We start from the raw sequence: 20,398 nt of genomic DNA, 5'->3' as shown, positions 1-20,398 counted from the left end.
GAAAGCCTGGGGGCGATGGGGTTACAAACGTCAGGTCCAACAAGGTATGGGAATCACGCGATGCCGGAGCACAGATCTGCGAAGTTCGACATTGGACAGGTCGTGAAGCACAGCCTGTTCGAATTCCGTGGCGTCGTTTTCGACGTCGATCCCGAGTTTTCCAATACCGAAGAGTGGTGGCAGGCCATCCCGGAAAAGGTGCGGCCAGTCAAGAACCAGCCTTTCTATCACCTGCTGGCGGTGAGCGGCGATGCGCACTACGTCGCCTATGCTTCCGAAGAAAACCTGTGCGTCGATACCACGGGCCAGCCGCTGCAGCATCCGCAGGCCAAGCTGCTGTTCGAGCGCTTTGAGAACGGCCGCTATCTGCCTAAAAGCCGCATGGCGAACTGAGGCCACGATGCCGGTCCGGCCCCGGCATTACAAAAAACAGACATGAGTGAGAAAGAAGTGTCACCAAGATATGTCACTGGATTGGCGACATATCTTGGTGAGCCCGCTGGGACTCGAACCCAGGACCCTCTGATTAAAAGTCAGATGCTCTAGCCGGCTGAGCTACGGGCTCACGTCAAGACGTTAGGCTTGACCCCGGCCGCAAAAGGGTGGATCAAACGTGGGGACTTCATAGAGGGGAGTTCGCTTTTTCGCAAGCGTGTCTGCTTGTTTTTATGTATTGTTTTTTTACGGTCGCAGCGGCCATCAAAATGACGAACGCGGGGCGTAGCATGATAACAAGCTTGTGGCCTTGTAACCCATCGGGGAGGACCATGAAGCCGGAGCGTACAGGGGGAAATACCATTCGAGTTTTAGCTGTCGTACTGTGCGCGAGCCTTGTGCTCGGCGCCTGTTCCTCCAAGCGTCCCGAGTACGATGTCGCCAATGGCGCGCGCGGCCCTGACGAGCGGCCTGAAAAGATGCGTCAGTCCACCGAAGACAATAATGACTGGGGCGATGCGGTTACCGCGCCGCTCGAAGACCTGAATCTCAAGCGCACCAACATCCCGCAAGTCCTGCTCGACGCCATGTCGCGGCCTTACGATCTGGCGGGCCTCGACCGCTGCGAAGCGATCTCCGACGAGGTGCGCAAGCTGGATGCCCTGCTGGGGCCGGATCTCGATGAGCCGCCACCTCCGGCCGATGATTCGTCAATGCGCGAGAAGAGCGGACGGATGGCCAACAGGGCCGCTGTCGGTGCTGTGCGGGGTGCGACCCGCAGCATCATTCCGTTCCGCGGCCTGATCCGTCAGATGACGGGCGCCGAAAAGCATCAGAAGCTGGTCGACGAAGCCATCCAGGCCGGCAAATCGCGCCGCGCCTATCTCAAGGGCGTGGGCATGAACAAGAATTGCGCCCCGCCGGCGGCGCCGTCGTGGTTCAAACCGCGCGTCTATATCGACACCTACGAAAAGGCGCCTCAGCAGACGACCGCCAAAAAGAAGCGGCCGACCAGCCGCCGGGGTGGCAGGAAATAAGATAAAAGGCCCGGGTTTTGCCCGGGCCTTTTCTTATTCTTTCATCCAGCGGCTGAGCAAATCGCGCCGCAGTGTCTGGAAAGTGCCGTCGGCGATCGCTGCGCGCATCCGGATCATCAGCGCCTGGAAAAACGCGATATTGTGCCAGGACAACAGGACCTGTGCCAGGATTTCCTCGGCGCGGACCAGGTGGTGCAGATAGGCCTTGGAATAGTCGCGGCTGGCCGGGCAGTCACTCGTCGCATCAAGCGGGTTATCGTCCTCGGCAAAGCGGGCGTTTTTCATGTTGATCGGCCCGTCCCAGGTCCACACCTGACCGTGGCGGCCGGAACGCGTCGGCAGGACGCAGTCGAACATGTCGATGCCGCGCGCCACGCCTTCCAGCAGGTCGATCGGTTTGCCGACGCCCATCAGGTAGCGCGGCCGTTCCCACGGCAGGAGCGGGGCACAGAAATCGAGTGTGTCGCACATGGCCTGATGGCCTTCGCCGACCGCCAGCCCGCCGATGGCATAGCCGTCAAAGCCGATATCGAGCAGACGCTCAGTCGATTCGCGGCGCAGGTGTTCGAATGTCGAGCCTTGCTGGATGCCGAACAAGGCCTGGCTGTCGCGCGTACCAAAGGCGTCCTTCGAGCGCTGGCCCCAGCGTGCCGACAACTGCAAGGCCTTTTGCGCCCGCGCTTCTTCGGCCGGATAGGAGACGCATTCGTCGAGTTGCATGACGATATCGGAACCCAGCAGGTCGGCCTGGATTTCGATCGAACGTTCCGGCGACAGGACGTGTTTCGATCCGTCGATATGGCTGGCGAAGGTGACGGCGTCTTCCTTGACCTTGGAAATGTTCGACAGGCTCATGACCTGGAAGCCGCCGGAATCGGTCAGGATCGGCCCGTCCCAGCCCATGAATTTGTGCAGGCCGCCCAGGCGCTTGACGCGTTCGGGCCCCGGCCGCAGCATCAGGTGGTAGGTGTTGCCCAGAATAATCTTGGCGTGGGCCTGGCGCACCATGTCGAGCGTCAGCGCCTTGACCGTTGCCGCCGTGCCGACCGGCATGAAGATGGGGGTAGGGATGTCGCCGCGCGGCGTTTTCAGCACGCCGGTGCGCGCCTGGCCGTCATGGGCATGGATTTCAAAGGGAAAAGCACTCATGGCCGGCTCAATAGCGGCAACCGCGCGGCCCGTAAAGGCGGGGTCTATTTTATATTCCTTGACGAGAATATTCCTTTATGGGAATATATATCTATGATCGAGACCTTTACTGCCCTTTCCGAACCCAACCGCCTGCGCATCGTTGAGTTGCTGCGCGATGGCCCGCAGGCCGTAGGCGCCATTGCCGACACCTTGGGGCTCAACCAGCCTCAGGTGTCCAAGCATCTGAATAGGTTGAAAAAGGCGCGGTTGGTTGAGGTCGAGGCGAGGGCGCAGCAACGGCTTTACCGGCTGGATGCGCAGGGGCTGCAACGGATCGACCAGTGGCTTGATCGTTACCGCCGCATCTGGACCGATCGCCTGGATCAACTGGACGACGTCATTGCCGATATGACGCGTAAACGTGAGGAATGATGAGATGAACACGACCACGATGGAAATGAACGGCGACGACACGATCGTCATTTCGCGCACCTTCAATGCGAGACCGGGCATCGTTTTCGAAGCCTGGACGCAGGCCGACTTCGTCAAGAAATGGTGGGCGCCGAAGGCATTGGGCGCGCAGATGGTGTCGGTTGAGGCCGATGTTCGCGAAGGCGGCGGCTATCGCTATGTGCTGCAATCGGGCGATCAGCCGCCTTTTGCTTTTTCCGGCAAGTATATCGAGGTCGTGATGCCGTCGCGGCTGGTCTACACACAGGCGTTCGAGCCGATGGCCGATGCCGGCTACGCCACCATCACGGTGACGTTCGAAGCGGTTGGCACCAACCAGACGCGGATGGTGTCGCATGAGCGCTATCCGACGCCTGAGGTACGCGAAATGGTGCTGGCGACGGGCATGGAAAAGGGCATGCGCATCACCATGGATCAACTGGACGAACTGGTGGTCGAGCTTCAGGCGGCAGGGCAATAATGCCGGCCGCCAGCGTCGACGCCTATATCGATGGCCTGCCCGGGCCAGTTGCGGCGCGGGTAAGCGCCTTGCGCGACACGATCTACAAGGCTGCACCGGCTGTCACAGAGACGATCAAGTACGGGATGCCGGCGTTTCGCATGGGTGACACCTATCTGGTCTATCTTGGGGCGTGGAAAAAGCACATTGCGCTGTATCCGATCGCGCGCGGAGATGCGGCGTTCGAGGCGAAGCTTGCACCATATCGCGCGGAGAAGGACACGGTGCGGTTTGAGCATAAGGACGATCTGCCGCTCGATGTGGTGGCAATGATTGTCGAGGCGCGGCTGAAGGTTCTGAAAGATAAGGCTTAACCACGGACGGGCACGAAAAGGCGCTGCGCGCCGACACGGAAAAGGCACGGAAATCAGAGATTGAGTGAGCGCGTCGTACTGGTTAAACCTTCTGGCCCTGGCCACGCAATCGACTATAAGGCGCGCATGACCGCACAGATTGCTCCGTTTTACGCCATTGAGATCAGCCGCCTGGCCCACGCCCTGAAAGCGCAGGGGCGGTCGATCATTCATATGGAGTTTGGCCAGCCGTCGACCGGCGCGCCCAAGGCCGCGATTGCCGAAGCGCACCGGATTCTCGACAGCGATGGCATGGGCTATTGGGAAAGCACGGCGCTGAAAGAGCGTCTGGCGAAGCTCTATCGCGATAATTACGGCGTCACAGTCGCTCCCGAGCGCTTTATCCTGACTTGTGGCGCGTCGCCGGCCCTGGTCCTGGCCCTAACGACCAGTTTCGCGCCCGGTGCACGCGTGGCCCTGGCGCGGCCGGGCTATGTCGCTTATCGCAATAATCTCAAAGCCTTGCATATGCAGGCGGTCGAGATCCCGTGCGGTGCCGATGTCGGGTTTCAATTGACCGCGAAGGCGCTTGCGGCGCTTGATCCCGCGCCCGACGGTGTGATTATCGCCAGCCCGGCCAATCCGACCGGCACTTTGATCGCGCCGGAAGAGCTCAAAGCGATCGCCGAGGTCTGCCAAGCGCGCAGTATTCGCATCATTTCCGACGAGATCTATCACGGCCTGGCCTACGATCAGCCGGCGCGTTCGATGCTGGAATATGCCCCGGACGCGATCGTCGTCAGCAGTTTCTCCAAATATTTCAGCATGGTTGGCTGGCGCCTGGGCTGGCTGCTGGTGCCGGAAGCGCAGTTGGCAACCGCGCGCGCCTATGTCGGCAACCTCTTCCTGACCGCACCTTCGCTCAGCCAGCACGCCGGGCTGGTGGCGCTCGACAGCCGCGATGAGCTGGAAGGCCATGTCGAGACCTATCGCCGGAACCGGCAATTGCTGCTTGATGCCTTGCCGGGCCTGGGTTTGAATCGCATCGCGCCGCCGGATGGTGCCTTTTATATCTATGCCGATATTGGCCATCTGACCGACGACAGTTTGGCTTTCTGCAAGGCATTGCTTGAGGAAACCGGCGTGGCGACGGCGCCTGGGATCGACTTTGATCCGGTCGAAGGCCACCGCTTTATCCGCTTCAGTTTTGCGGTGTCTACGCCGGAGGTCGAAGAGGCGATCCGGCGAATTAAGCCGGTGTTCCGGAGGTGAGATTTATCTATACCTCCCTGGCTATGCCGGGGAGGTCGGGTGAGCGTAGTCGGGATATAATCCCGGCAAGCGCAAGACGAGTGAGCCATCGGTAGATGGCGAACGAGATGTGGTGGTGGGGTTTCTTGCTTTCTGGCGGTAGTCCAACTCAAACTTGGTTTTGGTAAGTAAGAAACCCCACCACCACACCTCGCCGATGCAAGCATCGTCTCGTGCGGTCCCCCTCCCCAACAAGTTGGGGAGGTATAGAAAAGCGCGATTACCCGCGCGACGCGTTCGTAAGCAGGCAGGCGTCGCCATACGAAAAGAAGCGGTACTGATCTGCGACCGCGTGGTCATAGGCCGCCTTCATAGCCTCTGTGCCGGCAAAGGCGCAGACCAGCATGAACAGGGTCGATTTCGGCAGGTGAAAGTTTGTCAGCAGCATGTCGGCTGAACGCACCACCACGCCCGGTGTAATGAAAATCGCGGTTTCTGCTGAAAATGGATGGATGGCGCCTTGCAAGTCACAAGCGCTTTCCAGTAGGCGCAGCGAGGTCGTGCCGACGCAGACGATCCGGCCGCCAGCGGCACGCACGGCGTTTATACGGGCGGCGGATGCTTCGGTCACCACACCGAATTCGGCGTGCATGACGTGGTCCTTTGTGTCCTCGACCTTGACCGGCAGGAAGGTGCCTGCACCGACGTGCAGAGTGATGCGCTCGACACCAACGCCTTTGTCTTCAAGGATTTTTAACAGGTTTGGCGTGAAATGAAGGCCTGCCGTGGGGGCTGCGACCGAGCCTTCCTCGCGGGCGAATACCGTCTGGTAGTCGCGCTTGTCCTGATCGTCTTCTTTTCGCTTGGAGCGGATATAGGGCGGCAGGGGCATGGCGCCGACGCAATGCAAGTGACTGATCATGTCTTGCGGTTCGCAAGTGAACTGAAGCGTGTAGATGCCGTCTTCGCCCTTGGTCAGCACGTCGGCTTGCAGTTTGAAATCGGGAATTTCACTGCTTGTGAATTGCAATTTATCGCCCGGCTTGACGCGCCGTCCGGGCTTCAGGAACGCCTGCCAGCCTGTGCGGCCAAGCGGTTTAATCAATGTGGCTTCGACTTGCACTTCGCCATCGATCCGCGTGCGTGTACCATGGAGCTGCACCGGCAGAACGCGGGTGTCATTTACGACCAGCAGGTCGCCGGCCTTCAGGAAATCCGGAATGTCACGGACGTGGGCGTCACTCCACTGGCCGTCCTCGACGCGCAGCAGACGGGCGCTTTCACGCGGTTCGGCGGGGCGCAGCGCAATACGGTCTTCGGGCAGGTCGAAATCGAAATCGGAAATAAGCATGGCGTCTCAAACGCTGAAACCTGCATCAGGTCAAGCGGGCAGGCTTAGCTGCGCCGCGTTTTCAGCCAATCCAGCGCTTCATCGAACGTATTGAAGATATCGATTTCGCGTTCAGGAAACTGTTCGCGGTAAAACGACACGCGGGCGCGGAAGAGGGGATCGGTGCTGACGATGGCCGTGCGCGTACCGGCATCGCGGCCGGCGGCGGCTTCGCGCCAGGTCTGGCCAAAGGCGGCCAGTTCGCTGCTCATCGAGGCGCCGTCGAAACGTCTGAGGTCGAGCAGGTGGTCGTAGCTAAAGGCCTCGGGCATCTCCAGGATGGCCGTCAGGCTGGTGACGCCGATCTCGGTGCCTGACAATTCGCCCTTGGGACGCACCAGGATATGGCGTTCGTACGGAAAAATCGAGATATTCAGGTGCGAATGCGCCATGTCCGGCTATGCGACCGGCTCTGTCGGGTCGCTGGATTTGGCTGCGGCGCGTTGCGACAGGATCCACTCAACGCCTTCTTCCATGCGCGCAAAGCCCTTGAGAACGCGTTGCGGGAAGGCGGCCTGGCTGAGGCTCAGCCGGGCATGGACGAGAGAATCTTCGCTGACGACGGCGATCAGCCGGCCGGCATCGCGGCCCTGGGCGAACTGGCTCCAACGTTGGCCCAGTTCCTCGATTTCGGCGGTCAGGATGGTGCCTTCATGGCGGCGCTGATCGACGATGGTGTCGTATTCCCACGGCGCGGTCATTTGCGCCAGTTGGTGCAGGACGCTTTCATTGACTTCGTCGCCATCGATGCTGCCGATATAACGCAGCGTGAAAATCTTGTTGGCTTCGTCGACCGAAAGGGTCATGCGCGAGCGGGTCATGAGTGGGTCCGTTTTAATTCGGAACGTCTATCAAACTTAGGGTTTAGCAGCAACGACTTAAGGCTTTATTGCGTAACATCGATATTGTAGCACTGAGCGTTACGGAACGCAAAAACGCGCCGGATTAGTGAAAATCCAGCGCGTTTTTCTGTATCAAAATACCTGATGATCAGGCTTCGCGTATTTACGCTTCGACGTCGGCGGCGACGCGCATGGTGACGATCTTGCCAGGCTCGCGCGGCGGCTCACCCTTCGGCAGGGCGTCGACATTGTCCATGCCTTCGGTGACTTCGCCCCAGACGGTGTACTGGTTGTCGAGGAAGCGGGCGTCGGCGAAGCAGATGAAGAACTGGCTGTCGCCCGAATCCGGGTTTTGCGAACGCGCCATCGAGCAGACGCCGCGCGTGTGCGGCGCATCGGAGAATTCCGCCTTCAGCTTCTTGCCCGAACCGCCGTAGCCCTGACCCAGCGGGTCGCCGCCCTGGGCCATGAAGCCCGGGATGACGCGGTGGAAGACGATGCCGTCATAGAAGCCTTCGCGCGCCAGCTCCTTGATGCGGGCGACGTGGCCGGGCGCCAGGTCGGGGCGCAGGCGGATGGTCACCACGCCGGTGTCGAGCGTCAGGATGAGTGTGTTTTCGAGATCGTCGGCCATGATGGCTCCTCAAGTCTTGGCAGAATTTGCCCCCACATAGGCCAGGCTGTCCGTCATTTCAAATAAAAGTACACTAGGCCGTGCATTCCTTCGGTTTCGGCTGCGACGTGTCCTTGTCCCACATGGCGCAAGACCGGTCGATCTCGTCCTGGATCATCTGGCATGTATTGGCGGCGTTGCAGGGCGGATGCGTCGCCGGGCTGACCATGCGGCAGCGATCGGCCATCTTTTGCGCGGCCGGCTCGCCGATCTCGGCGCGGCACTGGCCTGAAGCGGATGTGGCGCTCACGGCGGTGGCGGCACCGGTGGCAGAGGTCGCCGGGACGGCCGGCTTCAGGCCTGGATCTGACGCGGACGCGACGACCGCTGCCGCTTCAGAAGCGGTCGCTGTCGATTGCGGAGGCGGCGAGCAGGCGGCAAGCCCCAGGATCACGATCAGGCCGGAGGTGGCGAAAAGGCGCATGGAACAGGTCCTCGAATTGTCTGTCTGGGCGTTTATTGCCGGGATTTATGCCGGGAGGTAAGCAAAATTCGATGTGGTTTCAGATAAAACCCGTTTATAGACGGCGCATGAACGATACCCCCGAAGAACCCGAACGCCGCCGCATGGTGAAGCCGCCGACCGCCGGCAAAGACACCGGCCGCGGCATAGGCCACACCAAGCTGAAGACGGCTTTCGGCCGCACGACGTCGCAGCAGAAGTGGCTGGAGCGGCAATTGAACGACCCTTACGTCGTCCAGGCCAAGGCCGAGGGCTGGCGGTCGCGCGCCGCCTTTAAGTTGATGGAGATCGACGACCGCTTTCACCTGATCAAGCGCGGCGTACGCGTGGTCGACCTGGGCTGCGCGCCCGGCGGCTGGGTGCAGGTGGCGATGAAGCGCGGCGCGGCCTTCGTAGCGGGCGTGGACCTGCTGCCGGTCGATCCTATCCCAGGCGCCGAACTGCTCGAGGCCGATTTTACCGATCCGGCGGTCAGCACGCAACTGATGGAGATGATGAACGGCAAGCCTGACATCGTCCTGTCCGATCTGGCGCACAATACGGTCGGCCACAAGCAGACGGATCACCTGAAGATCATGGGTTTGCTGGAACTGGCCTCGGAATTCGCCATGAACAACCTGAAGACCGGCGGCGCCTACGTCGCCAAGGCGTTTCAGGGCGGCGAGACCGAAGTTCTGCTGCGGACGCTCAAGGTCCGCTTTGGCAACGTGAAACACTTCAAGCCGAAGTCGAGCCGCGCGGATTCGTCTGAAATCTACATTGTTGCGACGGGGTTTAAAGGGTAGTCTGTGCACGCACAGGATGGGGCGTAAGATCAGATGACGGCAAAGGTTCAACCACTCAGCGCGGCGCAGTATGTCAATCTCGGCCCCGGTGACGCCGCGCCGTGGTTTCATCAAAAAACAGCGGTTAATCCTAACTACGCCTTCCATTCCGTAGGCGGGCGTTACATCGTGCTGGGTTTCATCCAGACGACTTCGGATCAGGCCGGGAAGGCTGCCTACGACGCGGTGCTGGCCAATTCGGACCTGTTTGACGATGCCAAGGCCTGCTTCTTCGGCGTAAGCGTCGATCCGGCCGACGAGACGCAGATGATCGACGCCACTGTCGGTATCCGTTTCTTCCGCGACTACGATGGCCGCGCGTCGCGGCTGTACGGCGCCTTGCCCCGCGACCCGGGTGCTACGCAACAACAGCAGTTGCGCCGTTTCTGGTTGCTGCTCGATCCGACCTTGCGCGTCATGGGGCTCTATCCCATGATTGGCGATGGCAAGATCAATACCGAGATTTTCGACGTCCTGCGCCGCCTGCCGCCGCCGGGCCAGTTCGCCGGCGTCGAGTTGCAGGCGCCGATCCTGTACCTGCCGAACGTCTTTGAGCCGCAGCTGTGCCAGGAGCTGATCAGCCTCTATGACACCCATGGCGGCGATTTCTCAGGCTTCATGCGTGAACAGGACGGCATCACCATCGGCGTCCGCGACCCCAGCTTCAAGAGCCGCAGCGACTATACCTTGACTGACAAGGACAAGGACATGATGGCGCGGACCCAGGCCGCCATAGTCCGCAGCATTGTGCCCGAGATCAAGAAGGTCCATCAGTTCGCTGTAACACGCATGGAGCGCTATATCGTCGGCTGCTACACGGCCGAAGACGGCGGCCATTTTCGCGCCCACCGCGACAATACGACGGCGGGTACGGCCCACCGGCGCTTTGCCGTGTCGATCAACCTGAATGACGATTTCGACGGCGGCACGCTCAGCTTCCCCGAATACGGCCAGCGCCAGTTCAAGCCGCCCGCCGGCGCGGCGGTGGTCTTCTCGTGCTCCCTGCTGCATGCGGTGGCGCCGGTGACGCGCGGCAAGCGCTACGCCTTCCTGCCCTTCCTCTATGACGATGCGGCGGCCAACCTGCGCCAAGCTAACCTGCATAAGCTGTCGACCGACGCGCCCTTGGACCTCCGCGCCAAGCCGGTTGAGTAACAGGACGCTCTGAGAATAAGGAAATCCGTAACAATAATTTGCCCGGAAGGCCTTTACCTCCCGGGCCAATTGGCATATGCACGGCCCGCAAAATGGAGAGTTCCTTATGGACATACGCGAAGGCCTAACCTTCGACGACGTTTTGCTCGAACCCGGTCCGTCCGACGTGATGCCGACCCAGGTCGATACAAAAACGAAGTTTACCCGCGACATCAGTCTCAATATTCCGCTCGTCTCGTCCGCCATGGACACGGTGACCGAAGCGAAGCTGGCCGTCGCCATGGCCCAGGCCGGCGGCATGGGCATCGTCCACCGCAACCTGACCAACGAACAGCAGGCCGACGAGATTCGCGCCGTGAAGCGCTTTGAATCGGGCATGGTCATCAACCCGATCACCATACATCCGGATACCCAGCTCAACGAAATCCGCGCTATCATCGCGCGCCGTTCGATCTCGGGCTTCCCGGTCGTCGAGCCGGAAACCAACAAGCTGGTCGGCATCCTGACCAACCGCGACATCCGGTTTGAGAGCGATGGCTCCAAGACCGCCGCCGAGCTGATGACCCGCGAGGGCCTGATCACCGTCACCGAAGGCGTTGATCAGTCCAAGGCGCGCGACCTCATGGCGCTGCACCGCATCGAGCGCATCATCGTCGTCGACGAAGGCTATCACGCCGTTGGCCTGATCACCGTTAAGGATATGGAAAAGTCCCAGGCGCACCCGCACGCCGCCAAGGACGCCGCCGGTCGCCTGCTGGTCGGTGGGGCCTCGACGGTCGGCGATGCCGGCTATGAGCGCTCTCAGGCCCTGATCGAAGCCGGTGCGGACGTTGTCGTCATCGACACGGCCCACGGCCATTCCAGCCTGGTCAGCGAAGCCGTTCGCCGCATCAAGCGTGAATACAACCACGTCCAGATCGTCGCCGGCAATATCGCCACCTATGACGGTACGCGCGCCCTGATCGATGCCGGCGCTGACGCCGTCAAGGTCGGGATCGGCCCTGGCTCGATCTGCACCACGCGCATGGTCGCCGGTGTCGGCGTCCCGCAACTGACCGCCATCATCGACAGCGCCCGCGCGGCGCGCGACAGCGGCGTGCCGGTTATCGCCGACGGCGGCATCAAGCTGTCGGGCGACCTGGCCAAGGCCATCGCTGCCGGTGCTTCCAGCGCCATGCTGGGTTCGATGTTCGCCGGCACCGAAGAAGCGCCGGGCGAAGTCATCCTGTATCAGGGCCGGTCGTACAAGTCGTACCGCGGCATGGGCTCTGTCGGCGCCATGACGTCGGGTTCGGCGGACCGCTACTTCCAAAAGGAAGTGCGCGATTCGATGAAGCTGGTGCCGGAAGGCATCGAAGGCCAGGTGCCGTTCAAGGGGCCGATCAGCCCGGTGATCCACCAACTGGTCGGTGGCCTGCGTGCCGCCATGGGCTATGTCGGCGCTCCTGATATCGCCGAGTTCCAGACGCGGGCGCGGTTTGTGCGCATCACCAATGCGGGCCTGCGCGAAAGCCATGTCCACGACGTGATGATCACGCGTGAGGCCCCCAACTACAGGCAATAACAATGACCCAGGAACTGACGGTTCTGGTGTGGGCGGCGGTGCTGGGACTGGTTATGGTCCTGTTGCCGCCGGTGGTCGACGGCGCCACGGCCGGCCGGCGCTACTTCAACTGGAATGCCGGGGCGCGCGACAAGCCGTTCGAGGTCAATCCGGTTGCGGATCGCCTGAGGCGCACTTTCAGCAATTTCATGGAAACATTTGTTTTATTTGCGGTCATCGTCATTGCCCTGGCGTTCGCGGATAAATCGTCCGCCCACTCCGTCAATGGTGCCTGGATCTATCTCGGCGCCCGCATCCTGTACGTGCCGTGTTACGCCTTCGGCATCAAATACGTCCGTTCCATCGTGTGGGCCGTTTCACTCGCCGGTATTCTCATGTGCCTTTACACGCTTCTGACCTGACATGACCCCAGCCGCCCGACTTCAAGCCTCCGCTGATATTCTCGACCAGATGGCCGGGACGCGTGCGGCGGCCGAAACGGTTTTGAAAACCTGGGGGCAGGGCCACCGCTTTGCCGGTTCCAAGGACCGCCGCGCCATCGCCGATCGCGTCTATGGCTGTCTGCGCGCCAAGGCTCGGCTGTTGTGGGCCATGCAGGCCGATGAAAAGAAACCCGGCGCGGGGCGCGCCATGGTCCTGGCGTCGCTGGCCCTGGTTGATGGCCTGGCCTTGCCCGAGATCGAAGAATTGTTTTCCGGCGCCGGCTACGGCCCAACCCCTCTGACCGATGCCGAGCGCGAGCGTCTCTCGGCCGGTGAGGGCGAGGCGCCGCAGTGGGTGACGACCGGCCTGCCGGAATTCGTCGTCAGCCGTTTCCAGCAGCAATTCGGCGATGACTGGGCCGCTGAGGCGACCGAACTGATGACGCCACGCGCGCCGATCGACCTGCGCGTCAACGGTTCCAAGACCACACGCGACGAGATGATCCAATCTCTCAAGGATGAGGGGTTGAGGCCTGAAGAGGCTCCATTTTCTCTTTTTGGCATCAGGTTGCCATCCGAGCCGCCGCCTAATCTGGCGAAGCTCGACATCTATCAGTCCGGCCGTATCGAAATCCAGGACGAGGGCTCGCAACTGGCGGCCTTTATCGCCGGGGCGGGGCTTCTGCCCGGCGCGCCGAAGGTTGTCGATTTCTGCGCTGGCGGTGGCGGCAAGACGCTGGCGCTCGTCCAGATGATGGATGGCGTTGGTGAAGTCTATGCCTGCGACGTCGTTGAAAAGCGCCTTAAGGCCATTGAGCCGCGCCTGCAACGCGCCGGCGCCACAGCGCACCTGATCCATTTCTTCGACCCGGAAGACGAAGCTCAGCTTGAGATCCTCAAGGGCGCCGACCTCGTGCTGGTCGACGCGCCCTGTTCGGGCTCGGGTACCTGGCGCCGCCACCCGGAAGAGGCCCACCGCCTCAATGAGGCGGAGGTCGAGCGCCTGCACAGCCTGCAAACCCATATCCTCAATCGCGCTGCCATGTGCGTTAAGCCCGGCGGACGGCTGGTCTACGTCACCTGCTCGGTGCTGGACGACGAAAACGCCGCGACGGCCGATGCCTTCGAAGCGGCTAATCCCAGCTTTGACGCCTTGCCGATCCACGACCTGATCGCGGCGGGCAAGGGGCTCTATATCGATACAAAAGGCGCGGCGGGCCTTGTGAAACACGCCAAAACGGGCCACAGGCTGCGCCTGACCCCGCATACCACGCAAACCGACGGCTTCTTCATCGCCGCCTACACGAGGACGCAAATTACGTGAGTGTAAAGCCCCACGAAACTCTTCTGATTATCGACTTCGGTTCCCAGGTCACGCAGCTGATCGCCCGCCGGGTGCGCGAATGCGGCGTCTATTGCGAGATCCACCCGTTCACCAAGGCGGCCGAAGCGCTGGCGAACCTCAAGCCCAAGGCTGTCATCCTGTCGGGTTCACCGCACAGCGTCATCGATGCTGGACCGCGGATCGATGCGTCTCTGTTTGCGTTGAATATTCCTGTCTTCGGAATATGTTACGGCGAACAGCTCATGTGTGAGTTGCTGGGCGGCAAGGTCGAAAGCGGCCGTCACCGCGAATTTGGCCGCGCCGAAATAGAGGTCGTCAAGGAAAGCCCGATCTTCAAGGGGCTGGACCGTCACGAAACCGTCTGGATGAGCCACGGCGACCGCGTCACCGCCATCCCGAAAGGTTTCGAAGTCATCGCCGTCTCCGAAGGCGCGCCCTATGCCGCCATCGCCGACGAAACGCGCAAGTTCTACGCCGTTCAGTTCCATCCGGAAGTCGTGCACACCGTGCGCGGCACCGACATGATCCGCAACTTCCTGTTCGAAATCGCCGGCTTTACAGGCGACTGGTCGATGGCCTCGTTCCGCCAGGAAATGGTCGCGAAGATCAAGGCGCAGGTCGGTACTGGCAAGGTGATCTGCGGCCTGTCGGGCGGGGTCGATTCCTCGGTCGCCGCCGTCCTGATCCACGAAGCGATCGGCGAACAGCTGACCTGCGTCTTTGTCGACACCGGTCTGCTGCGCAAGAACGAAGGCGAACAGGTCGTTTCCCTGTTCAGAGATCACTATAACATTCCGCTGATACATGTTCAGGCACAAGAGCTTTTCCTTGGTGCGCTGAAAGGCGTGGCGGACCCGGAAACCAAGCGTAAGACGATCGGCAAGCTGTTCATCGACGTCTTCGATGCCGAAGCCAACAAGATCGACGGCGCCGAATTCCTGGCCCAGGGCACGCTTTATCCCGACGTGGTCGAAAGCGTGTCGCCGTCGGGTGGCCCGTCGGCAGTCATCAAGTCGCACCACAATGTTGGTGGTCTGCCCGACTATATGAAGCTGAAACTGGTCGAGCCGCTGCGCGAACTGTTCAAGGACGAGGTCCGTGCCCTTGGCCGCGAACTGGGCCTCGATGCCGCCTTTGTCGGCCGCCATCCGTTCCCTGGACCGGGCCTGGCCATCCGCATTCCGGGCGAAGTGACGCCGGAAAAGGTCAAGACACTCCAGGACGCCGACGCCATCTATCTCGAGGAAATCCGCAAGGCGGGTCTCTACGACCAGATCTGGCAGGCCTTTGCCGTACTTCTGCCGGTCAAGACGGTGGGCGTCATGGGCGATGCCCGTACCTATGAAGATGTCCTGGCCCTGCGCGCGGTGACGTCGAGCGACGGCATGACGGCGGACTTTTACGAGTTCCCATGGCCGGTGCTGGGCCGCTGCGCCACGCGCATCGTCAACGAGGTCCGCGGCGTTAATCGCGTCGTCTATGACGTCACCTCGAAGCCCCCCGGCACCATCGAATGGGAGTGAAATCGCGGTCTTTGGCCGACCGAAGCGATATGGCGAAAAGTGTCAGCGGTTTTCGCCTTGAATATCGCGACAAAACAAAAACTTAGCGTCAGCTTCGCTTGCAGGTACCTCTAGTACCTGCTGCGCTCGCTTCCTGCCACTCGACTCAAATCTCACGATTTCAGCCCCGCCTGCCGTTTAAAAGTTCAGTTTTGACGCCATCCTTTTCGGGGATGGCGTCCGTTTTTTGATAAGTGACCCATGATCCGCCTCGACAATATCAGCAAGCAGAACGGCCACCAGATCCTGTTCATCGACGCCTCAATGGGCATCCAGAAGGGCGAGAAGGTTGGCCTTGTTGGACCCAATGGCGCTGGTAAGACGACCTTGTTCCGCATGATCACCAGTCAGGAACAGCCCGATGACGGCCAGGTCGCCATCGATGCCGGCATGACCATCGGCTATTTCAGCCAGGAAGTCGGCGAAATGTCGGGCCAGAGCGCCGTCGCGGCCGTGATGGATGGCGTCGGCCCCGTCAGCGCGCTGGCGACCGAAATGGCCAAGCTTGAGGCCGCCATGGTCGACCCGGACCAGGCCGACGAACTGGACGCCATCATTGAGCGCTACGGCGACGTCCAGGCGCGGTTTGAGGAACTGGACGGCTATGCGCTCGACGCCCGTGCACGCGAAGTGCTGGCGGGCCTGAGCTTCAGCCAGGAACGCATGGACGGCGATGTTGGGCTGCTGTCCGGTGGCTGGAAGATGCGCGTGGCGCTGGCCCGTATCCTGTTGATGCGTCCCGACGGCATGCTGCTCGACGAACCGTCGAACCACCTGGATCTCGAAAGCCTGATCTGGCTGGAAGGTTTCCTGAAAGACTATGACGGCGCGCTTCTGATGACCTCGCACGACCGCGCCTTCCTCAACCGCATCATCGGCAAGGTCGTGGAAATCGACGGCGGCACGCTGATCACCTATTCGGGCGATCTCGATTTCTACGACCAGCAGCGGGCGCTTACCGAAAAGCAGCGCCAGGCGCAGTACGAACGCCAGCAGGCCATGCTGGCCAAGGAAATCAAGTTCATCGAACGCTTCAAGGCGCGCGCCAGCCATGCCGCTCAGGTTCAGAGCCGCGTGAAGAAGCTCGACAAGATCGAAAAGGTCGAGGCACCGCGCCGTCGCCAAAACGTCGAGTTCGAGTTCCGCTCGCCCCCCCGCTCAGGCGAAGACGTGCTGAACCTGAAGGGTGTGCATAAAGGTTATGGCAGCCATTCAATCTATCAGGACCTCGATTTCCTGGTCCGCCGCAAGGAGCGCTGGTGCGTGCTGGGCGCCAACGGGGCCGGCAAGTCGACCCTGCTGAAACTGGTCGCCGGCGCAACCACGCCCGACAAGGGGACTGTGTCGGTCGGCGCCAGCGTCAAGATGGGCTATTTCGCCCAGCACTCGATGGACCTGCTCGACGGCGAAGAAACGATCTTCGAATCGCTTGACGGTTCGTTCCCGCAGGCGGGGCAGGGCGCTTTGCGGACCCTGGCCGGCTGTTTCGGCTTCTCGGGCGACGATGTGGAGAAGCCATGCCGCGTGCTGTCGGGTGGTGAAAAGGCGCGTCTGGTCATGGCCAAGATGCTGTTCGATCCGCCCAACCTGCTGGTGCTGGACGAACCGACCAACCACCTGGATATGGTCACCAAGGAAATGCTGGTCGCGGCTCTGGCCGATTTCGAAGGCACCATGCTCTTCGTTTCGCACGACCGCCACTTCCTGGCGGCGCTGTCGAACCGCGTGCTGGAACTGACGCCGGAAGGTGTGCATCAGTATGGTGGGGGGTATATCGAATACGTGGCGCGCACAGGGCAAGAAGCTCCCGGCCTCCACCCAGGTTGAAGTCGGTGTCTATCTACATTACCTTAAGTCGCTATAACGACTCTTAGCGAGGTCGTAAAAAATTTGAGCGCTTTCTGTACTTAAATGTATCCCGCCAAGAAATGCGGCAGGAGTCTCCTCTTCTTCTATTAGTTTGAAGATATCTTGAGGATGCTCCGAAAATAAATGTAGGGCAAAGAGCAATTCGGGTGCTTCCTCCTCTACGTCGGTCTGACCTTTCAAATCGTCATCTTTCTTGTCTCGCCAATTAATAGACCAAAGGCCACACCCAACCCAAGACGTGGGCACGTTAAACCTGCATACCTCCACCAAGCCTCTACCTTTCAAGTCATCCAAAGCATCGTTCTTAGCAAAAAAAATCAATGGTTCTCCGGATTCGCGCTTCCAGTAAAATTCATGTCCTATCCAATTAAGAATTTCGCCGCCAATAAGTTTAAAGCTGGATTTTATTGTTTCTATTGAGGTGTATATCCTGTCGTATTCGAGTAGTCCCTGTTCTCTTTCCTTGATCATTTTTAGCGCGCGCATATATGCGGCGGAGCTATCAATCTCATAGCCTGGCTCGCCCAGTTTTTTTATTAAAGCATCCGCAACCCGAATATGCTCATCTGGAAGCACACTTAGATATCCGATGCCGTTTGATAATCCAGGAACATCATCCGAAAACCCACTGAGCCTAATTGGAAGCACGACATCTTGCCCATGCTCTGTAGCCATCCTATCTATTATTTGACGCCTTTCAAATACTGGCCACATTTTTGTTAGATAGGATGACGTTAAAATTATAACGCAGTAGCGACATTCTTTGGTGTATACTTCACGAAGTGCTTCATGGAGATTTTTTCCCCAAAGCTCATGCTCTTCATAACGATCGTAGAAGACCTTAATGCTACTAGCTTGAAGAGTTTCGGCTAGTTTCTCAGCAAATGCTCGATCATCTCCTGAAAATGATAGGGCAACTGAATATTTTTTCTGTATCGCCGCTTCCATAAAATGCTCGTTATAATTTCATAGACACTACCAGTGCGATTAGTGGCAGTTCCGCTGTCAGAAATCAAACGCCTGCTGTGCCGGAGGCTGCGGGGCAAGATTGTGGCCTTCCAGTTCCAGCATTTTCAGCTTGGTGTCCGATCCGCCGGGCGCGGAAAATCCGCCCAGCTTGCCGCGGGCGGCCAGGCAGCGATGGCAAGGGATGATCAAGGCGACCGGATTGCGGCCCATGGCGACGCCGACATCGCGGGCGGCTTCAGGACCGGCGCCCAACTGTTTGGCCAAGGCGCCATAGGTTGTGGTCTGGCCCCAGCCGACCTGGCGCAAAGCCGCATAGATCGATTTGAAAAACGTATCCTGGCCGGTGAGGTCGACCGGCACCTCCGTGAAATCGACGGTGTCTCCGGCGAAGTATCGCTTTACGGCTTCGATAGTCGCGGCGATCTGGGGCGGCGGCTCATCGGGCTGTATGTCGGGATGACGGCGTTTCAGCAGACGTTCGGTCTCCTCACGGCTTTGACCAGGCAGTTGAAAGCGCACGACGCCATCATTCGTCCATGCCAGGCCGCAAAAACCGGCCTGCGTACCAAACAGTGCGTAGCGAGGAATCATATCGCGACCCTATATAGATGAAGCCCTGAAATTGGCAGCATGGCCCTGAAAAGCAAGGAGCGCAGCATGAGTAACGAGGTTCCAAGCCTGGCCGAATGGGCCGGTGGGCAGCCGGCTTTCGAAAAGCTGACTGCGCTGTTCTACGCCAAGGTGCCGCAGAACCCGATTTTGGCGCCGGTTTTTGCCGGCATGAACCCGGCCCATGCCAAACATGTCGCGGCCTTTCTGACCGAGGTGTTCGGCGGACCCCGGGCCTATAGCGAGATCGGTGGATCGCATGCGGGCATGGTGGCGCATCATTTTAACCGCTCTCTGACCGAAGAGCAGCGCCGTGCCTGGGTCAATCTGATGCTGGATACCGCCGATGAAGCCGGCTTGCCCGACGATCCGGAATTCCGTGCCGCGTTCGTCGGCTATATCGAATGGGGCACGCGGCTGGCGAAGCTGAACTCGCAGCCCGGAGCGACCTCCGATCCGGACGCCCCCGTGCCGCAATGGAACTGGGGACCGCCGGGCGGGCCGTGGCTGGGCTAAAACGCTTCGGCGATTTCGCGAGCAGTGGTTTCCAAATTGGGGCCGTCGATATTGCCGGTAATCGCGACCGAAATGCGGGGCTCGATGAGGACCAAAAGATAGCTGCGGCCGCCGGGGGCACCGCCGCTCAAGGCATAAGCGGTGGCGGGCTTACCACCGTGGTCGAGTTTACGCACCCCGCCGCCATAGACGACGCCCGACACCTCCGACCACGGCTTGAGTGCTCCGGCGAGCTTCGGCTTCGGGATGATTTTTCCTTCGGCCAGGTGCGCGCCGGTTTCGGCAAGTTGCCGCGACGTGGCGATCAGCCCGCCGCCGCCGAACTTGCACCGGGCGCTGGCGATGGGCAGGGGGACGATACCTTCGGCGTTTGCGGCACGGGGCAACTGATTGGCCTTGAGATAGGCGATGGATTTCACGGCCTTAGGGCTGTCGAGTTCGTACCGGGCGCCAAGTGTGTGGTTGACGGATGTCGCGAAGTCTTCACCCGTTACCCGCGTCAGCAGGTGGCTCACCAACACAAACGCGAAGCTTGAATAATGTTCGGCCGTGCCGGGCGGGTTGACCAGGGCGTCGTTCTGAAAATAGGGCAGGGCATCGGCCGGCGTCGCGCATCGCTTTTGCGCAAAGGCCAACCAGTCCTTCTGCGACGTGTAGTGCCGGATGCCGCTGGTGTGCGACAGGATGTGTTTGAGCTGGATGTCGTGCAGCGTCGCCGGCAGTTCGGGCGCGATATCTCCGGCCCTGGCATCGAGGCTGATCCGCCTCTGATCGATGAGCCGCGCAAAGGCCAGGCCGGTGACTGCCTTGCTGGTTGAATAGATGTTGAAGCGGGTGTCGGCCGTGACTGGCATCTGTCTGTCGATATCGGCGTAACCGGTGGTGCCCGTCCACGCTACCTTGCCCTTGACGAAGACGGTGGCACTGAGGCCTGGATAATCGGGTGCGATTTTCGCCAAAGCGGTTTGGGCGCGCTCGGCAGGCGTGGCGGCCATGGCCGGCGCGGATGACAGGCAGAATAATAACAGGCATATAGATTGCAGTTTGGGCATGGGCAGGCTTTGCTTTTTAAAGGGAG

23 protein-coding genes and 1 tRNA gene are annotated in these 20,398 nt (G+C 60.4%); 14 read left to right on the top strand and 10 right to left on the bottom strand.

Annotated features, from left to right (window positions below; translation table 11 throughout):
- Positions 1-60 precede the first annotated feature (60 nt).
- Positions 61-393 carry a heat shock protein HspQ gene (gene hspQ / locus AC1DON_RS19710; RefSeq protein WP_192621681.1) on the top strand — a complete coding sequence of 111 codons (333 nt, stop codon included), beginning with the start codon at positions 61-63 and terminating at the stop codon, positions 391-393.
- 95 nt (positions 394-488) lie between these two features.
- On the opposite strand, the gene AC1DON_RS19705 is transcribed toward hspQ, so the two are convergent.
- A tRNA-Lys gene (locus AC1DON_RS19705) sits at positions 489-565 on the bottom strand.
- 268 nt (positions 566-833) lie between these two features.
- Between AC1DON_RS19705 and AC1DON_RS19700 the strand changes: the two genes are divergently transcribed.
- On the top strand, positions 834-1,472 hold the full coding sequence (locus AC1DON_RS19700) for a hypothetical protein (protein ID WP_476936526.1): 639 nt from the start codon (positions 834-836) through the stop codon (positions 1,470-1,472).
- Positions 1,473-1,505: 33 nt separating this feature from the next.
- On the opposite strand, the gene tgt is transcribed toward AC1DON_RS19700, so the two are convergent.
- On the bottom strand, positions 1,506-2,621 hold the full coding sequence (tgt, locus tag AC1DON_RS19695; protein ID WP_476936525.1) for a tRNA guanosine(34) transglycosylase Tgt: 1,116 nt from the start codon (positions 2,619-2,621) through the stop codon (positions 1,506-1,508).
- A 93-nt stretch (positions 2,622-2,714) separates the two neighbouring features.
- On the opposite strand from tgt, the gene AC1DON_RS19690 reads away from it, so the two are divergent.
- The 4 genes from AC1DON_RS19690 to AC1DON_RS19675 all read left to right on the top strand — a co-directional run bounded on the left by AC1DON_RS19690 (position 2,715) and on the right by AC1DON_RS19675 (position 5,138).
- The gene (locus AC1DON_RS19690) at positions 2,715-3,035 is read left to right on the top strand and encodes an ArsR/SmtB family transcription factor (RefSeq protein ID WP_476936524.1); all 321 of its coding nucleotides are present in this window, start codon (positions 2,715-2,717) and stop codon (positions 3,033-3,035) included.
- Positions 3,036-3,039: 4 nt separating this feature from the next.
- On the top strand, positions 3,040-3,534 hold the full coding sequence (locus tag AC1DON_RS19685) for an SRPBCC family protein (RefSeq protein ID WP_476936523.1): 495 nt from the start codon (positions 3,040-3,042) through the stop codon (positions 3,532-3,534).
- Positions 3,534-3,887 (top strand): iron chaperone, encoded by a 354-nt coding sequence (locus AC1DON_RS19680; protein ID WP_476936522.1) that lies wholly within the window; start codon positions 3,534-3,536, stop codon positions 3,885-3,887. The genes AC1DON_RS19685 and AC1DON_RS19680 overlap by 1 nt, the downstream gene beginning before the upstream one ends.
- 126 nt (positions 3,888-4,013) lie before the next feature.
- Entirely contained in the window at positions 4,014-5,138 is a 1,125-nt protein-coding gene (locus tag AC1DON_RS19675; protein WP_476936521.1) for a pyridoxal phosphate-dependent aminotransferase, read from the top strand.
- A 259-nt stretch (positions 5,139-5,397) separates the two neighbouring features.
- On the opposite strand, the gene queA is transcribed toward AC1DON_RS19675, so the two are convergent.
- The 5 genes from queA to AC1DON_RS19650 form a co-directional block, all read right to left on the bottom strand.
- Positions 5,398-6,468, bottom strand: a complete 1,071-nt coding sequence (gene queA, locus AC1DON_RS19670; protein WP_476936520.1) for a tRNA preQ1(34) S-adenosylmethionine ribosyltransferase-isomerase QueA — start codon at positions 6,466-6,468, stop codon at positions 5,398-5,400.
- A gap of 44 nt (positions 6,469-6,512) precedes the next feature.
- Positions 6,513-6,899: a hypothetical protein gene (locus AC1DON_RS19665; RefSeq protein WP_476936519.1), complete on the bottom strand. Its 387-nt coding sequence runs from the start codon at positions 6,897-6,899 to the stop codon at positions 6,513-6,515.
- 6 nt (positions 6,900-6,905) lie between these two features.
- On the bottom strand, positions 6,906-7,328 hold the full coding sequence (locus AC1DON_RS19660; protein WP_476936518.1) for a hypothetical protein: 423 nt from the start codon (positions 7,326-7,328) through the stop codon (positions 6,906-6,908).
- A 184-nt stretch (positions 7,329-7,512) separates the two neighbouring features.
- Positions 7,513-7,983, bottom strand: coding sequence for a peptidylprolyl isomerase (locus AC1DON_RS19655; RefSeq protein WP_476936517.1), 471 nt, complete (start codon positions 7,981-7,983; stop codon positions 7,513-7,515).
- A gap of 73 nt (positions 7,984-8,056) precedes the next feature.
- Positions 8,057-8,446 carry a hypothetical protein gene (locus AC1DON_RS19650; RefSeq protein WP_476936516.1) on the bottom strand — a complete coding sequence of 130 codons (390 nt, stop codon included), beginning with the start codon at positions 8,444-8,446 and terminating at the stop codon, positions 8,057-8,059.
- Positions 8,447-8,553: 107 nt separating this feature from the next.
- Between AC1DON_RS19650 and AC1DON_RS19645 the strand changes: the two genes are divergently transcribed.
- The 7 genes from AC1DON_RS19645 to AC1DON_RS19615 all read left to right on the top strand — a co-directional run bounded on the left by AC1DON_RS19645 (position 8,554) and on the right by AC1DON_RS19615 (position 17,184).
- Positions 8,554-9,270, top strand: a complete 717-nt coding sequence (locus AC1DON_RS19645; RefSeq protein ID WP_476936515.1) for an RlmE family RNA methyltransferase — start codon at positions 8,554-8,556, stop codon at positions 9,268-9,270.
- Between the two features lie 33 nt (positions 9,271-9,303).
- Positions 9,304-10,464: a 2OG-Fe(II) oxygenase family protein gene (locus tag AC1DON_RS19640; RefSeq protein ID WP_476936514.1), complete on the top strand. Its 1,161-nt coding sequence runs from the start codon at positions 9,304-9,306 to the stop codon at positions 10,462-10,464.
- 106 nt (positions 10,465-10,570) lie between these two features.
- Positions 10,571-12,028, top strand: coding sequence for an IMP dehydrogenase (gene guaB, locus AC1DON_RS19635; RefSeq protein ID WP_476936513.1), 1,458 nt, complete (start codon positions 10,571-10,573; stop codon positions 12,026-12,028).
- A 2-nt stretch (positions 12,029-12,030) separates the two neighbouring features.
- Entirely contained in the window at positions 12,031-12,429 is a 399-nt protein-coding gene (locus AC1DON_RS19630; protein WP_476936512.1) for an MAPEG family protein, read from the top strand.
- Between the two features lies 1 nt (position 12,430).
- Complete coding sequence (locus tag AC1DON_RS19625) at positions 12,431-13,774, top strand: RsmB/NOP family class I SAM-dependent RNA methyltransferase (RefSeq protein WP_476936511.1); 1,344 nt, start codon at positions 12,431-12,433, stop codon at positions 13,772-13,774.
- The gene (gene guaA / locus AC1DON_RS19620; RefSeq protein ID WP_476936510.1) at positions 13,771-15,318 is read left to right on the top strand and encodes a glutamine-hydrolyzing GMP synthase; all 1,548 of its coding nucleotides are present in this window, start codon (positions 13,771-13,773) and stop codon (positions 15,316-15,318) included. Before AC1DON_RS19625 ends, guaA begins: the two co-directional genes overlap by 4 nt.
- Before the next feature lie 240 nt (positions 15,319-15,558).
- Positions 15,559-17,184, top strand: a complete 1,626-nt coding sequence (locus AC1DON_RS19615) for an ABC-F family ATP-binding cassette domain-containing protein (protein ID WP_476936509.1) — start codon at positions 15,559-15,561, stop codon at positions 17,182-17,184.
- Positions 17,185-17,202: 18 nt separating this feature from the next.
- Here AC1DON_RS19615 and AC1DON_RS19610 read toward each other — a convergent pair whose 3' ends face one another.
- Both AC1DON_RS19610 and AC1DON_RS19605 read right to left on the bottom strand, forming a co-directional pair.
- Positions 17,203-18,174, bottom strand: coding sequence for a TIR domain-containing protein (locus AC1DON_RS19610; protein WP_476936508.1), 972 nt, complete (start codon positions 18,172-18,174; stop codon positions 17,203-17,205).
- A gap of 57 nt (positions 18,175-18,231) precedes the next feature.
- A complete protein-coding gene (locus AC1DON_RS19605; protein ID WP_476936507.1) occupies positions 18,232-18,786 on the bottom strand; it encodes a methylated-DNA--[protein]-cysteine S-methyltransferase in 555 nt (184 codons plus the stop codon).
- Between the two features lie 66 nt (positions 18,787-18,852).
- On the opposite strand from AC1DON_RS19605, the gene AC1DON_RS19600 reads away from it, so the two are divergent.
- A complete protein-coding gene (locus AC1DON_RS19600; RefSeq protein WP_476936506.1) occupies positions 18,853-19,320 on the top strand; it encodes a group II truncated hemoglobin in 468 nt (155 codons plus the stop codon).
- Here AC1DON_RS19600 and AC1DON_RS19595 read toward each other — a convergent pair.
- Positions 19,317-20,372, bottom strand: a complete 1,056-nt coding sequence (locus AC1DON_RS19595; protein ID WP_476936505.1) for a serine hydrolase domain-containing protein — start codon at positions 20,370-20,372, stop codon at positions 19,317-19,319. The two genes, AC1DON_RS19600 and AC1DON_RS19595, sit on opposite strands and share 4 nt — an antisense overlap.
- Positions 20,373-20,398: the final 26 nt, after the last annotated feature.

Source organism: Asticcacaulis sp. P4_H10 (assembly GCF_056400965.1).
Note: the sequence above shows the minus strand (reverse complement) of the source record. Positions and strands in the feature narration are given on the sequence as shown.